A 17,009-nucleotide genomic window follows, 5' to 3' on the forward strand; every position below is an offset into this window, starting at 1 on the left:
GGGAGTGGCGGGGCGCTGGGGCGTCAGGTGTGAAGTCGGCTCGGCACCACAGCATGTGCGCGCTCGTACAGATCACGAGCGGTGGCATTTTTGACGTACGGCCGCAGTAGCCCGAACATTCGGGCCATGCGGTCATCTGCACGGCCCGACTGCACCAATGGGTAATCGTCGAGCGCCAAATGCCAGGTCTGGCAAGCTGCTTCGAGGTGACCTACCTGTAGCTGTTGTTCTGCGAGGAGTCCCCGACGATGCACGCGCGAGCGCCGATACGCGCTGTAGCGGGTCCTGTCGGACTCCTGCATCGCCTCGACCGCACCCGCGACGTCGCCGAGTTCATAGCGCACCTGACTGACGTGATAGTGGAGTGAGGCCGGATCGTACGAGCCGAACGCCTTTCCGCGAGATTCGGCTCGGTCCATGGCGGCCTCCGCTTCACGGATGTACCGCATGGCGCTTGTTCGGTCTCCAGTCTGCGCGGCCGCATGGGCTTGTTGGCCCGCGAGGAATGCTCGCATGCGCGGACCTGCCTTGGGGGAAGCGGCCGCTGCCGCGTCGGCCAGTTCCACGGCTTTGTTGCCGTGCCGGAGATCGACTGCCTGAACGCTCATCCCTCGGAGCGTGGTGCAGTAGGTCAGGTGGTCTTCTGCGGCTCCGGCCAGTTCCAGTGCTTTGATGTAGTAACTCTGCGCCAGTCCGTGCAAGCCCTCGTCAACGGCCATGTATCCCGTGAGGTACGAGAGGTCGGAAGCGGCCGACAGCATGGCTTGCCGCACCTCTGGAGCAGCGTCGGCGCTCAGGTAGCTCGCAACAGTGTTGACCATGAAACTTGCGGCCATGGGTCGTGCATGGCGTCCTCCGAACTGATCGTCAAGGTCGGACACCCGCTCGGTCATGGCCGAGACCAAGTTGACCTCGTTCATGCCAATCCGAGTGGATCTTCCGCTGTGAATCGCTTCGACCCTGTCGACCACATCGGGCCACCCGGGGATCGTCAATGCAACGGAGAACAGCCCCGCCCCGAGGACGCTCCGTCGCGACGGGTCCATGTCCTGTCTCCCCAGCTCGATCAGTTCCGCAACCGTATCCGGCTGGTCGGAGCTTCGATCGACTGGAGATGAGTAACCCAATTCCGGCAGTGTCACCGTGCGCCCGAGCCGCCGGGAGAACGCCTCGACGATGAAAGACTGAACCTCTCTGCGCGGCTTGGTGCCCTTGAGCCAGTGATGGACGGCCGAAGCGTTGTAGCGCAGGGGTGTACCGCTCTCGGTACCCAGCCGGTTCACGGCCCGCGCGCACTGGCTCAGTGTCCAGCCGCTCTCTGTGAACAAGCGTTGCAAGTGATCGTTGAGTTCGGTCGCCACTGCCGCCAACTCCCCGGGCTGGTAGGCGCTTTAAACGCTTTAAAACTGCCGCGCTGCGCCAACGGTACCGCCGTGCGTGTCCGTGCGGTTGCGTAGAGGCAGGACAGATCACCTAGCGGCGGGAGCCGATCCGTGAACGCCAACCGTGAAGCGCAGCCCCCTCCACGGAAGCGCGGGGGCGCTGTGACCGGCCGTCTCGCGTGTCGCGGGTTCGGACGCCTCCGCCGCTGGTGGCTCGGCGCGGGGCAGTTCTCGCTCGCGGTGCGCGCCGTCAGTCCGAGCCGGCGCCGCGCGTACGCATCCGCGGTCGAGGCTGTGGAGCAGTACGAGCGATGGCAGAGCGAAGCCGCATTCGTGCGGCAGGCACTCGACAGCGTCCCGCTGTGCGCTTCGGTGCTCGCGCAGGAACTCGACCGCGCCGAACGCGCCCTACGCGCCCCCGGTCAGGAAGCCGCACTGCTCGTGGCCGTCTTCGGCGGCGACGAGGCGGCGCGGTTCGAGGAGCGGAAGGAGTCCGGCCATGGATGACGCGGAGTACCGGTGCAGTGTCCGTGCCGTCCTACGGCTTGAGGCCCAGAACGTCGAGCTGCTGACCAACTCCCACGGCACGCCCTCGCCTGCTCTCGCCGCCTCTTGGATGCGGGCCCAAGTGGACTGGTGCGCGGCCCGGTTGGGTGCGAACGATTACGCGGCCGACGAACTGCGCGCCTGGCTGTCGAGCGAGACCGCGCAGTGGGCCCTGTACGCAACCCTCACGGCCAGTCGGCGCGCCCATGTACGCGTCTGCCAAGGGGCGGCCACGGTGGAACTGCACGCACGCTCCGTGATGACAGCGCCGCTCACGGACGGGCGAGACCCGACTTCCGCCGCATCCCTCTGACCCGCGCGAGGGGCGGGCTCCACGCCGGTCGACGGGGCGCGAAGCAGCGGAGGTGGCGATCCGGCGGGGCGGGGCCTCCGCACTCTACGTGGCTCAGGCAGTCAGTGCCGGGGTGTGCGTGGCGGCTCTCGCCTCCTCGTAGCGGGTCAGCAGGAGGCGGGCCAACTCCGGTGCCGGGCCCAGGACGTCGGACAGGACGTCGGCCTCCGCGGCGCCCCGGGCTATGCGGTCGGGGAGGAAGCCGGGGGCTATGACGTAGGGGGCGACCGCTGTGCGGCGCACGCCCTGGGCCCTCAGCTCCCGTACGGCGTCTTCCGTACGGGGCAGGGCCGCGGAGGCGAACGCAGGTCGCACGGCGCACCAACCGGTGTGCCGCAGCTCCCGCGCGATTTCAGCGATCACTGCGATCGCCTCCGGGTCGGTGGAGCCCGCCGAGGCCAGGACGACCCCGGTCGAGCGCTTGTCGGCGGGGCTGAGCCCCGCCTCGTACAGCCGTCGCTCCAGCGCGGCGAGCAGCAGGGGCGAGGGGCCGAGGACATCGGCGAGGCGGATGTTCAGGCGGGCCGGGGCCTGGCTCAGCACGGCCGGGATGTCCGCCTTGGCGTGGAAGGCTCGGGTCAGGAGGAGGGGGAGCGCCACCACGTCCCGTACGCCTTCCAGGGCGAGGCGGTCCAGGACCTGCGGGACGGACGGCGCGTTGAAGTCCAGGAACCCGGTCTCCACGCGCAGACCGGCATGCAGCGACCGCACCCGCCGCACCAGGGCGTGCACGGTCGCGGCGTGCCGCGGGTCGCGGCTGCCGTGGGCGATGACGAGGAGGACCGGGCGGTGCACGGGCGGCTCAGCCCTTCACGAGCAGCCCGCGGCCGCGCAGCACACGGCGCTCCAGCGGGCTGAAGATCAGCAGGTCGATGGCGATGCCCACGAGCAGGATCAGGACGATCGCGAGGAAGATGCCGGGCATGTCGGAGTTGTTGCGACCGTTCTCCAGCAACTGGCCGAGCCCCAGACCCAGATCGGGCGAGGAGGCGATGATCTCGGCGGCCATCAGCGAACGCCAGGAGAAGGCCCAGCCCTGCTTCAGGCCGGCCAGATAGCCCGGCAGCGCGGCGGGCATCAGGATGTGCCAGGCGCCCCGCACCCCGGTCGCGCCCAGCGTGCGGCCCGCCCGCAGGTACAGCGGCGGCACCTGGTCGACGCCGGAGACCAGGCCGTTGGCGATGGAGGGAACCGCGCCGAGCAGGATCACGGCGTACATCATCGAGTCGTTGAGGCCCAGCCAGAGCACGGCCGGGGGGACCCAGGCCACCGACGGCAGGGACTGGAGGCCGGACAGGATCGGGCCGATGGCCGCCCGCACGAACTTGACGCGGGACACGAGCAGCCCGAGCGGGGTGCCGATGGCCAGGGCGAGCAGGAAGCCGAGCAGGCCGCGCGAGACGCTGGTCCACACGACGTCGAGCAGGGTGCCCTGGAGCCACATGTCCCGCAGGCTCGACCAGACCGCGGCCGGAGCGGGCAGCTTGTACTCGTCGGTGACCTTCGCCGAGACCAGGACCTGCCACACCACCAGGACCAGGGCGACCGCGGTCAGCGGGGGCAGGACCTTCCTGACGAACACCTCGCGCAGCGGCGTGCGGTGCGTCTGGACGGTTTCGAGCGCGTCGAGCCCCGCTTCGAGGCTGCCGAGCTCCGGGGCGTCCTTGACCTCGGTGGTCTCAGTGCTGGCCATGGCGGCGGATCTCCCCACGCAGTTGTTCAGTGATCTCGACGGAGAGCTCCGCCACTTCGGCGTCCTCGATGCGGCGCGGCTGGTCGATGTCCACCGTCCACTCGTGCGCCACCCGGCCCGGCCGCGAGGAGAGCAGCACCACCCGCTGGGCGAGCCGGACCGCCTCGCGCACGTTGTGCGTCACGAACAGGACCGACAGGTGCGTCTCGTGCCAGATGCGGGTCAGCTCGTCGTGCAGCACGTCGCGGGTGATGGCGTCCAGGGCCGCGAACGGCTCGTCCATCAGCAGGAGTTGGGAGTCCTGCGCGATGGCGCGGGCCATCGCCACGCGCTGGCGCATGCCGCCGGACAGCTCGTGCACCCGCTTGCCGTACGCGCCCTGGAGGCGGACCAGGGCGAGGAGCTCCTCGGCGCGCTCGCGCCGGTCGTTCTTGGGCACCCCGCGCAGCCGCAGGGCGAGCTCGATGTTCTTGCCCGCGGTCAGCCACGGGAACAGGGCGTGCTCCTGGAACATCAGGGCGGGCCGCCCGCCCGGCGTCTCGATGGTGCCCGCGGTGGGCGCGTCCAGGCCCGCGACCAGGTTGAGCAGCGTCGACTTTCCGCAGCCGGAGGCGCCCAGGAGGGTGACGAACTCACCCGGAGCGACATCGAGTGAGATGTCGTCGAGGACGAGCTGCGGTCCCGTGGGACCGCCGAAGGACTTCGAGACATGCTCGATCCGGGCGGCGTACTCGTGCGCTGCCGCCGTGCGGTCCGTGGCCTTGGCGAGTGCGGTGGCCATGGTCGTCACCTCCTGGGAAACCTGAGAACCGGCTGGTTGGGGGACTAGTTGGCGCCGAGACCGGCGTCGCCGACCTCGGGCCTGCCCAGGGACTTGAGGACCTTGTTGAGCGGGTCCAGGTCGTAGATGCCCTTGAGGTCGGGCTTCTTGAGGAGGCCGGCCTTCACCGCGTGGTCGGCCTGCGCCTGGAGGCTGGCGGCCAGCGGGTCGTCCAGGGTCTGGATCGACTTCCACGCCGGGTCGATGATGTCCGCCGGCAGCTCCTTGCCGGAGAGCTTCTTGAGCGCGGCGTTCGCCGAGGCCTTCGCCTGGTCGGGGTGGGTCGCGATCCACTCGTTGGTCTTCACCGAGCCGCGCAGGACCGCCTCGACGACGTCGGGGTGCTCCTTCAGGAACTTCTGCGACACGATGATGTTGGTGATCACGAACTGGTGGTCGGGCCACAGGTCGGACTCGTCCAGAAGGACCTTGCCGCCTTCCTGGACCAGCTTGGACGCCGTCGGCTCGGGCACCCAGGCGCCGTCGATCGAGCCGGACTTGTAGGCGTCCGGGGTGATCTTGTTGTCGGTGCGGACCACGTTGACGTCGCCCTTGCCGCTCTGCGCGTCGACCTTCCACCCCTTGTCGGCCAGCCAGTTGAGGAAGGCCACGTCCTGGGTGTTGCCGAGCTGCGGCGTCGCGATGTTCTTGCCCTTGAGCTCGTCGACCGACTTGATCTTGCTCGGGTTGACCACGAGCTTCACACCGCCGGACGCGGAGCCGCCGATGATGCGCAGGCTCTGCCCCTTGGACTTGGTGTACCCGTTGATCGCGGGCGAGGGGCCGATCCAGCCGATGTCGATCGAGCCCGCGTTGAGGGCCTCGATCTCGGAGGGCCCCGCGTTGAAGGTGGACGTCTTGACGGCGGTGCCGCCCAGCTCCTTCTGGAACAGGCCCTCCTGCACACCGACCAGCGCCGTGGCGTGGGTCAGGTTGGGGAAGTAGCCGATCTTCACGGAGTCGGCGGAGAGCTTCTTGCCGTCCGCGGCGGGCGCGGCCTTGCCCGCGTCGTCCTTGGCGGCGGAACCGTAGCCGCAGGCGGCGAGGGCTCCGAAGAGCAGGGGCAGGGTGGCGGCGGCGACGAGGCTGCGTTTCACAGCGGAGCTGGCAGGCACGGGAGGGTGTCCTCTCGGAGGCCCGGTGCTTACGTCTCGCGGAGTCTCAACTCCGGGACGCGGCCGGGGAGTCGGCGGGTCTTCGGCGTGGGGGAGGGTGGTGCCTCGGGGCGCGCGAGCGGTGCGCGTACGTCATCGCGCACATCGGGCCACCCCGCCCTGGCCGCTGCCGAGGACGCCGCTGCCCACGCGGCCGCCCTCCTTCGCGAACGTCGAGTAGATGTCGTGGTGGGCCATCAGAAGTCCCAGCCCTCTTCGTCGTCGACGGTGGTGAGGACCTTGTCGGTGGCGAAGGAGGCGCCCGCCATGCCGGCCGTGAGCGTGGTGCCGTCGGCCGGGTCGATCAGCAGGAACGACCCGGTGCGCCGCGAGTCGGCGTAGGAGTCGAGCGCGAGCGGCTCGGCGGTGCGCACCAGGACCCGGCCGATGTCGTTGGCGACGAGCTGGCCCGGGTTGGGGTGCTGCGAGAGGTCGTCCAGGGTCAGCCGGGACGGGATCTCCTTCACGATCGCCTTGACGGTGCGCGTGGTGTGCTTGAGCAGCACTCGCTGACCCACCGTCAGGGGCTGGTCGGCGACGTGGCAGACGGTCGCCTCGACGTCCTGGGTGGTGGCGGGCGCGTCCCCGCTCGGCACGATCAGGTCGCCGCGCGAGATGTCGATGTCGTCCTCGAGCAGGAGGGTGACGGACTGCGGCGTCCAGGCGACGTCGACGGACTCGCCGAGCAGGTCGATCCCGGCCACCGTGCTCGTGCGCCCCGAGGGCAGCACGGTCACCGGCTCGCCGACCCGGAACGTACCGGCGGCGATCTGGCCCGCGTATCCCCGGTAGTCGGGGTGTTCGGCGGTCTGCGGCCGGATCACGTACTGCACGGGCAGCCGGGCGTGGCAGCCGGTCAGGTCGTGGCTGACCGGGACCGTCTCCAGGTGCTCCAGGACGGTGGGGCCGCCGTACCAGTCCATGTGGGCGCTGGGCTCCACCACGTTGTCCCCGGCGAGCGCCGAGATCGGGATCGCGGTGATCTCGGGAACGCCCAACTCGCCCGCGTACGCGGTGAATTCCTCGGCGATGGCCGCGAAGACCTTCTCCTCGTACGCCACCAGGTCCATCTTGTTGACGGCGAGGACCACGTGCGGGACGCGCAGCAGGGCGGCGACCGCGGCGTGCCGGCGGGTCTGCTCGATGACGCCGTTGCGGGCGTCGACCAGGACCACGGCGAGGTCGGCGGTGGACGCGCCCGTCACCATGTTGCGGGTGTACTGCACGTGCCCGGGGGTGTCGGCCAGGATGAACCGGCGCCGCGGGGTCGCGAAGTAGCGGTAGGCCACGTCGATGGTGATGCCCTGCTCGCGCTCGGCCCGCAGGCCGTCGGTGAGCAGCGCCAGGTCCGGTGCCTCCTGGCCGCGCTTGAGCGAGGCCGCCTCGACGGCTTCGAGCTGGTCGGTGAGGACCGACTTGGAGTCGTGCAGCAGGCGGCCCACCAGGGTGGACTTGCCGTCGTCGACGGACCCGGCGGTCGCGAAGCGGAGCAGCGTGGTGGCCGACAGGTCGGCCAACTGCACCGCAGTGTCAACGGAGTTGGACATTTAGAAGTACCCCTCGCGCTTGCGGTCTTCCATCGCGGCCTCGGACAGCTTGTCGTCGGCGCGGGTGGCGCCCCGCTCGGTGAGCCTCGACGCGGCGATCTCGGTGATGACGGCGTCCAGCGTCGTCGCGTCGGAGTCGACGGCGCCGGTGCAGGACATGTCGCCCACGGTGCGGTAGCGCACCAGACGGGTCTCGACGCTCTCGTCGGCCTTGGGGCCGCCCCACTCGCCGGCGGTCAGCCACATCCCCGACCGCTTGAACACCTCGCGCTCGTGGGCGAAGTAGATCCCCGGCAGGGCGATGTCCTCGCGGGCGATGTACTGCCACACGTCCAGCTCGGTCCAGTTGGACAGCGGGAACACCCGGACGTGCTCGCCGGGGGCGTGCCGGCCGTTGTAGAGCTGCCACAGCTCCGGGCGCTGGCGGCGCGGGTCCCACTGCGAGAACTCGTCGCGCAGCGAGAACACCCGCTCCTTGGCGCGTGCCTTCTCCTCGTCGCGGCGGCCGCCGCCGAACACCGCGTCGAAGCGGTGCTGCTGGATCGCCTCGGTGAGCGGCACCGTCTGGAGCGGGTTGCGCACTCCGTCGGGCCGCTCGCGCAGCTTGCCCGCGTCGATGTACTCCTGCACCGAGGCGACGTGCAGGCGCAGGCCGTGCTCGGCCACGACCCGGTCGCGGTAGGCGAGGACCTCGGGGAAGTTGTGCCCGGTGTCCACGTGAAGCAGCGAGAACGGCACGGCGGCCGGCGCGAACGCCTTGAGGGCCAGGTGCAGCATGACGATGGAGTCCTTGCCGCCGGAGAAGAGGATCACCGGCCGCTCGAACTCGCCCGCCACCTCGCGGAAGATGTGCACCGCCTCGGACTCCAGGGCGTCCAGGTGGCTGAGCGCGTACGGGCTGTCGACGCCCTCGGTCACGCTGACTGCCGACGTCATGCCAGGCCCCTCTCGGTGAGCAGCGCGAAGAGGGCTGCGGCGGACTCCTGCACGGTCTGGGTGTGCGACTCGATCCGCAGGTCCGGCGCCTCGGGCGCCTCGTACGGGTCGTCCACGCCGGTCAGGCCGCTGATCTCGCCCGCCGCCTGCTGGGCGTACAGGCCCTTCACGTCGCGGACGGCGCAGACCTCCACCGGGGTCGCGACGTGCACCTCCAGATAGGCGGTGCCCTCGTTCTGGTGGCGCTTGCGCACGGCCTCGCGGCTGTCGGCGTACGGCGCGATCACCGGGACCAGGGCCTTCACGCCGTTGGCGGCGAGCAGTTCGGCGACGAAGCCGATGCGCTGCACATTGGTGTGCCGGTCCTCGCGGCTGAAGCCGAGGCCCGCCGAGAGGAACTCGCGGATCTCGTCGCCGTCGAGCACCTCCACCCGGTGCCCGCCCTCGCGCAGCCGGCCCGCGAGCTCGTACGCGATGGTGGTCTTGCCGGCGCTCGGCAGACCGGTCAGCCAGATGGTGGCTCCCGCCTCCGTCACGCTCATCGAAGTCTCCTGATCGTTCTGACTGGCCGTCATCCGTGCAGCCCGCACTCGGTCTTGTTGCGTCCGGCCCAGCGCCCGGCCCGCGCGTCCTCGCCCTCGGCGACCCGGCGGGTGCAGGGCGCGCAGCCGATCGACGGGTAGCCGTCCATGAGGAGGAGGTTGGTGATCACACCGTGCTCCGCGACGTAGGCGTCCACGTCGTCCTGCGTCCAGCGGGCGATCGGCGACACCTTGACCTTCTGCCGCTTCTCGTCCCAGCCGACCACCGGGGTGTTCGCCCGGGTCGGGGACTCGTCGCGGCGCAGCCCGGTGGCCCAGGCGGCGTACGGACGGAGGCCGTCCTCAAGGGGCTTGACCTTGCGCAGCGCGCAGCACAGGTCGGGGTCGCGGTCGTGGAGTTTGGGGCCGTACTCGGCGTCCTGCTCGGCGACGCTCTGCCGCGGGGCCAGGGTGATGACGTTGACGTCCATCACCTCGGCGACCGCGTCCCGGGTGCCGATCGTCTCGGGGAAGTGGTAACCGGTGTCGAGGAACACCACGTCCACGCCGGGCAGGGCGCGCGAGGCGAGGTGCGCGACGACCGCGTCCTCCATGGAGGAGGTGACGCAGAACCGCTTGCCGAAGGTGTCGGCGGCCCACTGGAGGATCTCCAGGGGGGAGGCCTCTTCGAGGTCCCGGCCCGCCTGCTCGGCGAGCGCCTTGAGGTCTTCGGCGGTCTGAGTGGCCGTCATATCGCTTCCCCTCCGCTGTCGTTGCGCTGGACTCCGCGGGCGAGCAGCCCGAGGAACTTCAGCTGGAAGGCCCGGTTGCACGCCGCGCATTCCCAGGCGCCGTGGCCGCTCTCGTTGGGACGCAGGTCCTCGTCCCCGCAGTAGGGGCAGTAGAAGGGCGCCGCACGCTCGCTCACGACAGGGCCTCCTCGCTCGCGCGGGCGGCCCAGGCGGCGAACCGCTCGCCCTCGGCGCGCTCCGCCTGGAAGCGCGTGAGGACCCGCTCGACGTAGTCGGGCAGCTCGGCGGAGGTGACCTTCAGGCCGCGGACCTTGCGGCCGAACCCGGCCTCCAGGCCGAGCGCGCCGCCCAGGTGCACCTGGAAGCCCTCGACCTGGTTGCCGTCGGCGTCCAGGACGAGCTGGCCCTTGAGGCCGATGTCGGCGACCTGGATGCGGGCGCAGGAGTTGGGGCAGCCGTTGATGTTGATGGTGATGGGCTCGTCGAACTCCGGGATGCGGCGCTCCAGTTCGTCGATGAGCGAGGCGCCGCGCGCCTTGGTCTCGACGATGGCGAGCTTGCAGAACTCGATGCCGGTGCAGGCCATGGTGCCGCGGCGGAACGGGGAGGCGTTGACCTTGAGGCCGAGCGACTCCAGTCCGGACACGAGCGAGTCGACCCGGTCCTCGGCGACGTCGAGCACGATCAGCTTCTGCTCGGCGGTGGTGCGCAGGCGGCCCGAGCCGTGCGTCTCGGCGAGCTCGGCGATCTTGCTCAGGGTGGCGCCGTCGACGCGGCCGACCCGGGGCGCGAAGCCGATGTAGAACCGGCCGTCGTTCTGGCGGTGCACGCCGAGGTGGTCGCGCCAGACGTCCTTCGGCTGCTCGGGCGCGGGCCCGTCGAGGAGCTTGCGGCCCAGGTACTCGTCCTCCAGGACCTGGCGGAACTTCTCCGGGCCCCAGTCGGCGACGAGGAACTTCAGGCGGGCGCGGGTGCGCAGCCGCCGGTAGCCGTAGTCGCGGAAGATGGAGATGACGCCCTCGAAGGCGTCCGGCACCTCGTCGAGCGGCACCCAGGCGCCGAGCCGCACGCCGAGCTTGGGGTTGGTGGACAGGCCGCCGCCGACCCACAGGTCGAAGCCGGGCCCGTGCTCGGGGTGCTCGACGCCGACGAACGCGACGTCGTTGATCTCGTGCGCGACGTCCAGCTGCGGGGAGCCGGAGACGGCCGTCTTGAACTTGCGGGGCAGGTTGGAGAAGGCCGGGTTGCCGATGAAGCGGCGGTGGATCTCCTCGATGGCCGGGGTGCCGTCGATGATCTCGTCCGCCGCGATGCCGGCGACGGGCGAGCCGAGGATGACGCGTGGGGTGTCGCCGCAGGCCTCGGTGGTGGACAGGCCGACCGCTTCGAGGCGGTTCCAGATCTCGGGGACGTCCTCGATGCGGATCCAGTGGTACTGGATGTTCTGCCGGTCGGTGAGGTCGGCGGTGCCACGCGCGAACTCCTGGGAGATCTCGCCGATCACCCGGAGCTGCTCGGTGGTCAGCCGGCCGCCGTCGACGCGGACGCGGAGCATGAAGTACTCGTCGTCCAGCTCCTCCGGCTCCAGGACCGCGGTCTTGCCGCCGTCGATGCCCTGCCTGCGCTGGGTGTAGAGCCCCCACCAGCGCATCCGGCCGCGCAGGTCGCTGGGGTCGATGGAGTTGAAGCCGCGCTTCGAGTAGATCGTCTCAATACGTGTCCGCACATTGAGACCGTCGTCGTCCTTCTTGACCTGCTCGTTCCCATTGAGCGGCGTGAAGTGGCCCACGGCCCACTGGCCTTCACCGCGGTGGCGGCCCGGCTTGCGGCGGGGCGTCGCGGCGGCAGGGTTTTCAGGGGTGGAGGCCATGTCTTATGTCCTTCGGGACTGCAGGAGGGCGGCTCTGACCTGCACACTCGCGCTTCGGCGCGGCGGTGCGCAGTCAGGACAGAGGGAAAGAGTTTCGCGGCGGTGCTGAAGGTGTCAGCGTGCCGGACAGATGGCGCTGGACATGCGGCCGAGGTCGACGTGCCGCCGACTCACCAAGGCAATTCCAGTTCCAGACATGAAGGAAGCGTGTCACGGGACTTTAGACCCAGTCCACCACTATCCAGAATGTGGACAAAGCTGTCCTGCATCATGAGACGGTGTGGCCCGGGTCACTGGTGGAGGTGGTGGCTCCGCTTCATCGGAGCCCGTCCCGGACGCTCCGGAGCCGCCTTCCGGCGGCCCGGCCGTCCGCTCAGAACGCGCCCGGCCACGGCCCCGGCGCGGCGGTGTCCTCGGCCTGCTCCTCCTTGGTCTCGAAGAGCTTGAACCCGCGCCGCAGATAGTTGTCCATGGCGTGCTCCCCGTCCAGCGAGCAGGTGTGCAGCCACACCCGCTCGGTGGCCGGCAGCCCGGGCCAGCGCTCCGCCAGGTCCCAGGCCCGCCGGATCCCGTACGTCAGCAGGTGGCCGCCGATGCGCCGGCCGCGGAAGGCGGGGATCAGGCCGAAGTAGACGATCTCCACCGAGCCACCGGGCTGGGCCTCCAGCTCGACATAGCCCGCGGGCGTGCCCCGCTCGTAGGCCACCCAGGTCTCCGTGCCCGGCTTGTCGAGCGCCCGCTCCCACTCGGCGTACGTCATGCCGAGCCGGTCGATCCACTTGATGTCACCGCCGACCGCCGTATAGAGGAAGCGGCTGAACTCCGGTGAGGGAACCTCGGCGCGCACGATCCGGACGTCGCCGGACGGCTCGGCGGCCGGCCGCAGATCATCGACCGAGGTCTGTTCGAGGGACCAGGTGGTCACGGTGATACTCATGGACGCCAGGCAATCATGCGTCCCGCACGGCTTCCAACGCAGGTCAGGGGTGGCGGCCGCGGGCCAGTCTGACCGCCGGGGCCGCGGAGTGGGGGAGCAGGTCCGCCGGCCGGTCCGGCTCGACCACCTCCACCCGCACGTCCTCGCTGAAGCGGTACGGGCGGTGCGCGAGCACCTCCGCGAGATGGCGGCGCAGGCGCGACATCTCGGCCCGTACGGTCACCGTGCGCGTCGCGTCCTCGAAGATGTCCTGCGCCAGCTCGGCCGCGCTGCGCCCCTCCCGGTTCAGCGCCAGGAGGAACAGCAGCTCCGCGTGGCGGGGGCTGAGCTCCTGCGTCCAGCTGCCCGCGTCGCCCGTGACCGTCACCGAACAGCGCCGGGGCCGGCTGAGGTCGAGCACCACCCGCCGGGCCGTCGCGGCACCCGGACCGCCCGACTCCTCGGCCACCTGCACGAGCCGGCCGCCCGGCAGCGGCTCGATCGTGCACATGCCGAGGGAGGGCAGCCACACGCGGCCCCTGCGCGGCGACTTCGGCAGCGCGAGCCGCTCCGTCGGCGGCATGCCCGTGACCGCCGCGACCCAGCCGTTGTCGTCGACGGCCAGCGCCCGCCCGCCCACCCGGCACAGCACCGGCGCGGCCACCGTGCGCAGCCGCTCCAGGGCCGCGAAGTGCCGGTTGCGCAGCTCGGCCGCGGCGAGCCGGGTCACCGAGGTCACGAAGGACAGGGTGGCGGGGTGCATGGTGCTGAGCGGGCCGCTGATGTCCACCACCCCGATCAGCCGTCCGTCGCGCGGGTCGACGACGGGCGCGCCCGCGCACGTCCAGGTGTGGTGGGCGGCGACGAAGTGCTCGGCCGAGAACACCTGCACGGGGCGGCCGGTCACCAGCGCGGTGCCCACCCCGTTGGTGCCGACGACCGCCTCGCTCCAGTCGGCCCCCACCTGGAAGCCCAGACGGTCCGCCTGCTTCAGGACGGACGGGTGGCCCTCGCGCCACAGCAGCCGCCCGTCGGCGTCGGAGACGACCATGATGTGCTGGGCCGCGTCCGCGACCGACACCAGCGCCTCGCGCAGCACCGGAAGGACCTCCGTCAACGGCGAGTCGCGTCTGCGCCGTTCGACCTCGTCCAGCGGGAGCAGACCGCCGTGGTGGTCCCCGTCCGGGTTGAGGCCGCTGCTCAGCATCCGGCGCCAGGACTCCTCGATGTCCGTACGCGGCACGACCCTGGTGCGCCGGCCCTCCAGGGCGGCCGCGCGCATGCTCTTCAGGAGCCGGGTGGCCTCCTTGGAGTCCATCGCGGCCAGCCGGGCCACGTCGAGCGTGTTGGTCCCCACGGAATCCTCCTGCTGTCGACACCGGCGTCCGGCACGTGCTGAGCCCGCGTGTCCTGAATTCATCGTGCCCGTCCGGGAGTTGGCGCGGGGCGATATGCCCCACATGGTTGCAACCCTTTGCAACTCTCGCGAACGGCCGTGCGTGCGTACGAAAGTGAAGGAGCACCGGAAGTCCGGTCGTCATGCTCCGTCGTCGGACGCATGAGAGCGCGGGGGTGGTGCCGTGTCGGCGCAGCACCACCCCCGACGGACCTCCCGGCGCGGGCACCGGTTTTCAGCCGCGGCGCGGCCCGCCGCTCACACCTCGACGCGGGCCCGCTCCACCACGGACGCCAGATCCAGGGTGTGCGGCAGCGTCCCGAACGCCGTCCCCCAGTCGCCGCCGAGCCGCGAGGCACAGAACGCGTCCGCGACCTCGGGCGGCGCCCAGCGCACCAGCAGCGAACCCTGGAGCACCAGCGCCACCCGCTCCACCAGCCGCCGCGCCCGCGCCTCGATGCCGTCCAGATCGGCGAGTTCGGTCAGCAGGTCCTTGATCGCCCCGTCCAAGCGGTGATCCGCGCCGCGCGCCCTGCCGACCTCCTGGAGGAAGGCGTTGATGGCCTGCGGCTCGCGTTGCAGGGCCCGCAGGACGTCGAGGGCCTGGACGTTCCCCGAGCCCTCCCAGATCGAGTTCAGCGGAGCCTCGCGCAGCAGCCGCGGCATCCCGGACTCCTCCACGTAGCCGTTGCCGCCGAGGCATTCCAGCGCCTCGCCCGCCACCGGCGTACACCGCTTGGTGACCCAGTACTTGGCGGCAGGCACCGCGAGCCGCAGGAACGCCCGCTCCTCCTCCGTGTCGGCGTCGTAGGCGGCCGCGAGGCGCAGCGCCAGCGTGGTCGCCGCCTCCGACTCCAGCGCCAGATCGGCGAGCACGTTGCGCATCAGCGGCTTGTCGACGAGCAACCCGCCGAACGCACTTCGGTACGAGGCGTGGTGGACCGCCTGCGCCACGGCCTGCCGCATGATCGCCGCCGAGCCGATGACGCAGTCGAGCCGGGTGGCCGCCACCATCTCGATGATGGTGCGCACCCCGCGCCCCTCCTCACCGACCCGGCGCGCCCAGGTCCCGTCGAACTCGACCTCGCTCGACGCGTTCGACCTGTTGCCCAGCTTGTCCTTGAGCCGCTGGATCGCGAACGCGTTGCGGGTGCCGTCGGCGAGGACCCGCGGCACCAGGAAGCACGTCAGGCCGCCGGGAGCCTGGGCGAGCACCAGGAACCCGTCGCTCATCGGCGCGGAGCAGAACCACTTGTGCCCGGTCAGGACGTACTCGCCGGCGGCGGCCAGCGGGGTCGCGGCCGTGGTGTTCGCCCGTACGTCGCTGCCGCCCTGCTTCTCCGTCATGCCCATCCCGAAGAGCACCCCGCCCTTCTCGGCGGCGGGCCGCAGCCCCTCCTCGTACACGTGCGAGGTGAGCCGCGGCTCCCACTCGGCGGCCAGCGCCGGGTCGGTGCGCAGCGCGGGCACCGCCGCGTGCGTCATGGAGACCGGGCAGCCGTGGCCGCCCTCCGCCTGCGTCCACACCAGGAATCCGGCGGCCCGCCGCACATGCCCGGCGGGCCGCCCCCAGGCGTCGGTGAGCCCGGCGGAGACGGCCTTGCCGAGCAGCCGGTGCCAACTGGGGTGGAACTCCACCTCGTCGACGCGGTTGCCGTACCGGTCGTGGGTGCGCAGCTTCGGCGGATTCTCGTTGGCCAGCACACCCCACTCCTGCGCCTGGGCCGATCCCGCCGACCGTCCGAGGACCGCGAGCTCCTCGCGCACCTCGTCGGCGAGCTCCGGCGCGATGTGCCGCCCGACCGCCTCGGTGAGGGCCCGGTCGGCGGTGAAGACGTCGTACCCGACCAGGGGCGGAGCCTGGTTGGTCACTGTGTGGGTGGTGGGTGCCATGCCGATACGGTAAGGACGTGCAGCCAGCAAATGAAACACCCGAGCGGACATCCGGCCGCCTTCATCGGGCCCGCGTCATCTACCGCAATGTCTCCAAGCGGAAATTGGGCTGGCTGCTCCTCAAGGACACCGTCAACTCCTGTGTCGAGTACCGCATCCTGGGCCTGGCCGCCGAGGCCGCGTTCTTCACGCTGCTCTCGCTGCCCCCGCTCCTGCTCAGTGTCATCGCGCTGCTCGGCTACGTGGACGGCTGGACCAGCACGCACACGGTGGCCAGCATCGAGCAGAACATCCTGAACGCGGCCGGGACCGTCCTTTCCGATCGCGGCGTGCACGAGTTCGCGCAGCCGCTCCTCGACGACGTCACCAAGGGCAAGCGTCCGGAAATCGTCTCGATCGGCTTCGCCATCGCCCTGTGGTCGGGCTCGCGCGCCGTCAACGTCTTCATCGACACCATCACCGTCATGTACGGGCTCGACGGGACCCGGGGCATCGTCAAGACGCGGCTCCTGTCGCTGCTCCTGTACGTCGTCGCGCTGCTGATCGGCGCGGTCGTGCTGCCGCTCGCGGTGGTCGGCCCGGACCGGGTGGTCGAGCTGATCCCGTGGGGCACGGACGTGATCAGCTTCCTGTACTGGCCGACGATGATCCTGCTGTCCATCGCCTTCCTCACCACCCTCTTCCACGTCTCGGTGCCGGTCCGCTCCCCGTGGATCGAGGACGTGCCGGGCGCGCTGGTCGCCCTCGCGATGTGGGTGCTGGGCTCGTTCCTGCTGCGGATCTACCTGACCAGCACGGTGGAGGGCCCCACCATCTACGGTTCCCTGGCGGCGCCCATCGCGGTGCTGCTGTGGATCGGCATCTCGGCGTTCGCGGTGCTGGTGGGGGCGGCCGTCAACGCCGCCATCGACCGGGTCTGGCCGTCGGTCGCCACGGCCGCCGCCCGCGAGGCGAGCGACCGGGTGCGCACCGCGCAGGCCGCCCACCTCATGGCCCGCGCCCACCCCGTCCAGCCGATGCTCTTCGACGAGAGCGAGGACGGCGACGAGGCGCTCGACCCCGGGATGCCGTCCGAGTTCCCCGAGCGCTGGTCGAAGTTCCTGCCCCCGGCCGACGTCAAGTCCCGGCTGCACCACGCGAAGAGGCCCGAGGAGAAGGCGCCGCGCGAGCACGAGAGGCTCCCGCGCGACCCCGACTGACCGGCGGCCCGCGCGCGGCCGGAGCTACCCTC

At 70.8% G+C, this 17,009-nt stretch carries 18 protein-coding genes; 3 read left to right on the plus strand and 15 right to left on the minus strand.

Features of this window, described 5'->3' with window-relative positions; genetic code table 11:
• Positions 1–23: 23 nt before the first annotated feature.
• The gene (locus tag AC07F3_RS00125; protein WP_479108867.1) at positions 24–1,361 is read right to left on the minus strand and encodes a tetratricopeptide repeat protein; all 1,338 of its coding nucleotides are present in this window, start codon (positions 1,359–1,361) and stop codon (positions 24–26) included.
• A 183-nt stretch (positions 1,362–1,544) separates the two neighbouring features.
• Here AC07F3_RS00125 and AC07F3_RS00130 point away from each other — a divergent pair, with 183 nt between their 5' ends.
• Both AC07F3_RS00130 and AC07F3_RS00135 read left to right on the plus strand, forming a co-directional pair.
• The gene (locus AC07F3_RS00130; RefSeq protein WP_479108869.1) at positions 1,545–1,889 is read left to right on the plus strand and encodes a hypothetical protein; all 345 of its coding nucleotides are present in this window, start codon (positions 1,545–1,547) and stop codon (positions 1,887–1,889) included.
• A complete protein-coding gene (locus tag AC07F3_RS00135; RefSeq protein ID WP_479108871.1) occupies positions 1,882–2,241 on the plus strand; it encodes a hypothetical protein in 360 nt (119 codons plus the stop codon). Before AC07F3_RS00130 ends, AC07F3_RS00135 begins: the two co-directional genes overlap by 8 nt.
• A gap of 93 nt (positions 2,242–2,334) precedes the next feature.
• On the opposite strand, the gene AC07F3_RS00140 is transcribed toward AC07F3_RS00135, so the two are convergent.
• From AC07F3_RS00140 to AC07F3_RS00205, 14 genes are all read right to left on the minus strand, one after another.
• Entirely contained in the window at positions 2,335–3,075 is a 741-nt protein-coding gene (locus tag AC07F3_RS00140; RefSeq protein WP_479108873.1) for a sirohydrochlorin chelatase, read from the minus strand.
• A 7-nt stretch (positions 3,076–3,082) separates the two neighbouring features.
• Positions 3,083–3,973, minus strand: a complete 891-nt coding sequence (locus tag AC07F3_RS00145; protein ID WP_479108875.1) for an ABC transporter permease — start codon at positions 3,971–3,973, stop codon at positions 3,083–3,085.
• The gene (locus tag AC07F3_RS00150) at positions 3,960–4,754 is read right to left on the minus strand and encodes an ABC transporter ATP-binding protein (RefSeq protein ID WP_479108877.1); all 795 of its coding nucleotides are present in this window, start codon (positions 4,752–4,754) and stop codon (positions 3,960–3,962) included. Before AC07F3_RS00150 ends, AC07F3_RS00145 begins: the two co-directional genes overlap by 14 nt.
• 44 nt (positions 4,755–4,798) lie before the next feature.
• Entirely contained in the window at positions 4,799–5,908 is a 1,110-nt protein-coding gene (locus AC07F3_RS00155) for an aliphatic sulfonate ABC transporter substrate-binding protein (protein ID WP_479108879.1), read from the minus strand.
• Between the two features lie 236 nt (positions 5,909–6,144).
• Complete coding sequence (locus AC07F3_RS00160; protein WP_479108881.1) at positions 6,145–7,494, minus strand: sulfate adenylyltransferase subunit 1; 1,350 nt, start codon at positions 7,492–7,494, stop codon at positions 6,145–6,147.
• Entirely contained in the window at positions 7,495–8,430 is a 936-nt protein-coding gene (gene cysD, locus AC07F3_RS00165) for a sulfate adenylyltransferase subunit CysD (RefSeq protein WP_479108883.1), read from the minus strand. It abuts the gene before it with no gap.
• The gene (cysC, locus tag AC07F3_RS00170) at positions 8,427–8,972 is read right to left on the minus strand and encodes an adenylyl-sulfate kinase (protein WP_469842064.1); all 546 of its coding nucleotides are present in this window, start codon (positions 8,970–8,972) and stop codon (positions 8,427–8,429) included. The genes cysD and cysC overlap by 4 nt, the downstream gene beginning before the upstream one ends.
• Positions 8,973–9,001: 29 nt before the next feature.
• The gene (locus AC07F3_RS00175; protein WP_479108885.1) at positions 9,002–9,703 is read right to left on the minus strand and encodes a phosphoadenylyl-sulfate reductase; all 702 of its coding nucleotides are present in this window, start codon (positions 9,701–9,703) and stop codon (positions 9,002–9,004) included.
• The gene (locus AC07F3_RS00180) at positions 9,700–9,879 is read right to left on the minus strand and encodes a hypothetical protein (protein ID WP_388983630.1); all 180 of its coding nucleotides are present in this window, start codon (positions 9,877–9,879) and stop codon (positions 9,700–9,702) included. The genes AC07F3_RS00175 and AC07F3_RS00180 overlap by 4 nt, the downstream gene beginning before the upstream one ends.
• The gene (locus AC07F3_RS00185) at positions 9,876–11,573 is read right to left on the minus strand and encodes a nitrite/sulfite reductase (RefSeq protein ID WP_479108887.1); all 1,698 of its coding nucleotides are present in this window, start codon (positions 11,571–11,573) and stop codon (positions 9,876–9,878) included. Before AC07F3_RS00185 ends, AC07F3_RS00180 begins: the two co-directional genes overlap by 4 nt.
• Before the next feature lie 114 nt (positions 11,574–11,687).
• Positions 11,688–11,771 carry a putative leader peptide gene (locus AC07F3_RS00190; RefSeq protein WP_310591794.1) on the minus strand — a complete coding sequence of 28 codons (84 nt, stop codon included), beginning with the start codon at positions 11,769–11,771 and terminating at the stop codon, positions 11,688–11,690.
• Between the two features lie 175 nt (positions 11,772–11,946).
• Positions 11,947–12,510, minus strand: coding sequence for a GNAT family N-acetyltransferase (locus AC07F3_RS00195; RefSeq protein WP_479108889.1), 564 nt, complete (start codon positions 12,508–12,510; stop codon positions 11,947–11,949).
• A 43-nt stretch (positions 12,511–12,553) separates the two neighbouring features.
• Complete coding sequence (locus AC07F3_RS00200; RefSeq protein ID WP_479110549.1) at positions 12,554–13,807, minus strand: helix-turn-helix domain-containing protein; 1,254 nt, start codon at positions 13,805–13,807, stop codon at positions 12,554–12,556.
• A gap of 336 nt (positions 13,808–14,143) precedes the next feature.
• Positions 14,144–15,778, minus strand: coding sequence for an acyl-CoA dehydrogenase family protein (locus AC07F3_RS00205; RefSeq protein ID WP_479108891.1), 1,635 nt, complete (start codon positions 15,776–15,778; stop codon positions 14,144–14,146).
• 17 nt (positions 15,779–15,795) lie between these two features.
• On the opposite strand from AC07F3_RS00205, the gene AC07F3_RS00210 reads away from it, so the two are divergent.
• Entirely contained in the window at positions 15,796–16,977 is a 1,182-nt protein-coding gene (locus AC07F3_RS00210) for a YihY/virulence factor BrkB family protein (protein WP_479108893.1), read from the plus strand.
• The last annotated feature ends 32 nt before the right edge of the window (positions 16,978–17,009 follow it).

The organism is Streptomyces sp. NPDC045846, assembly GCF_056431605.1.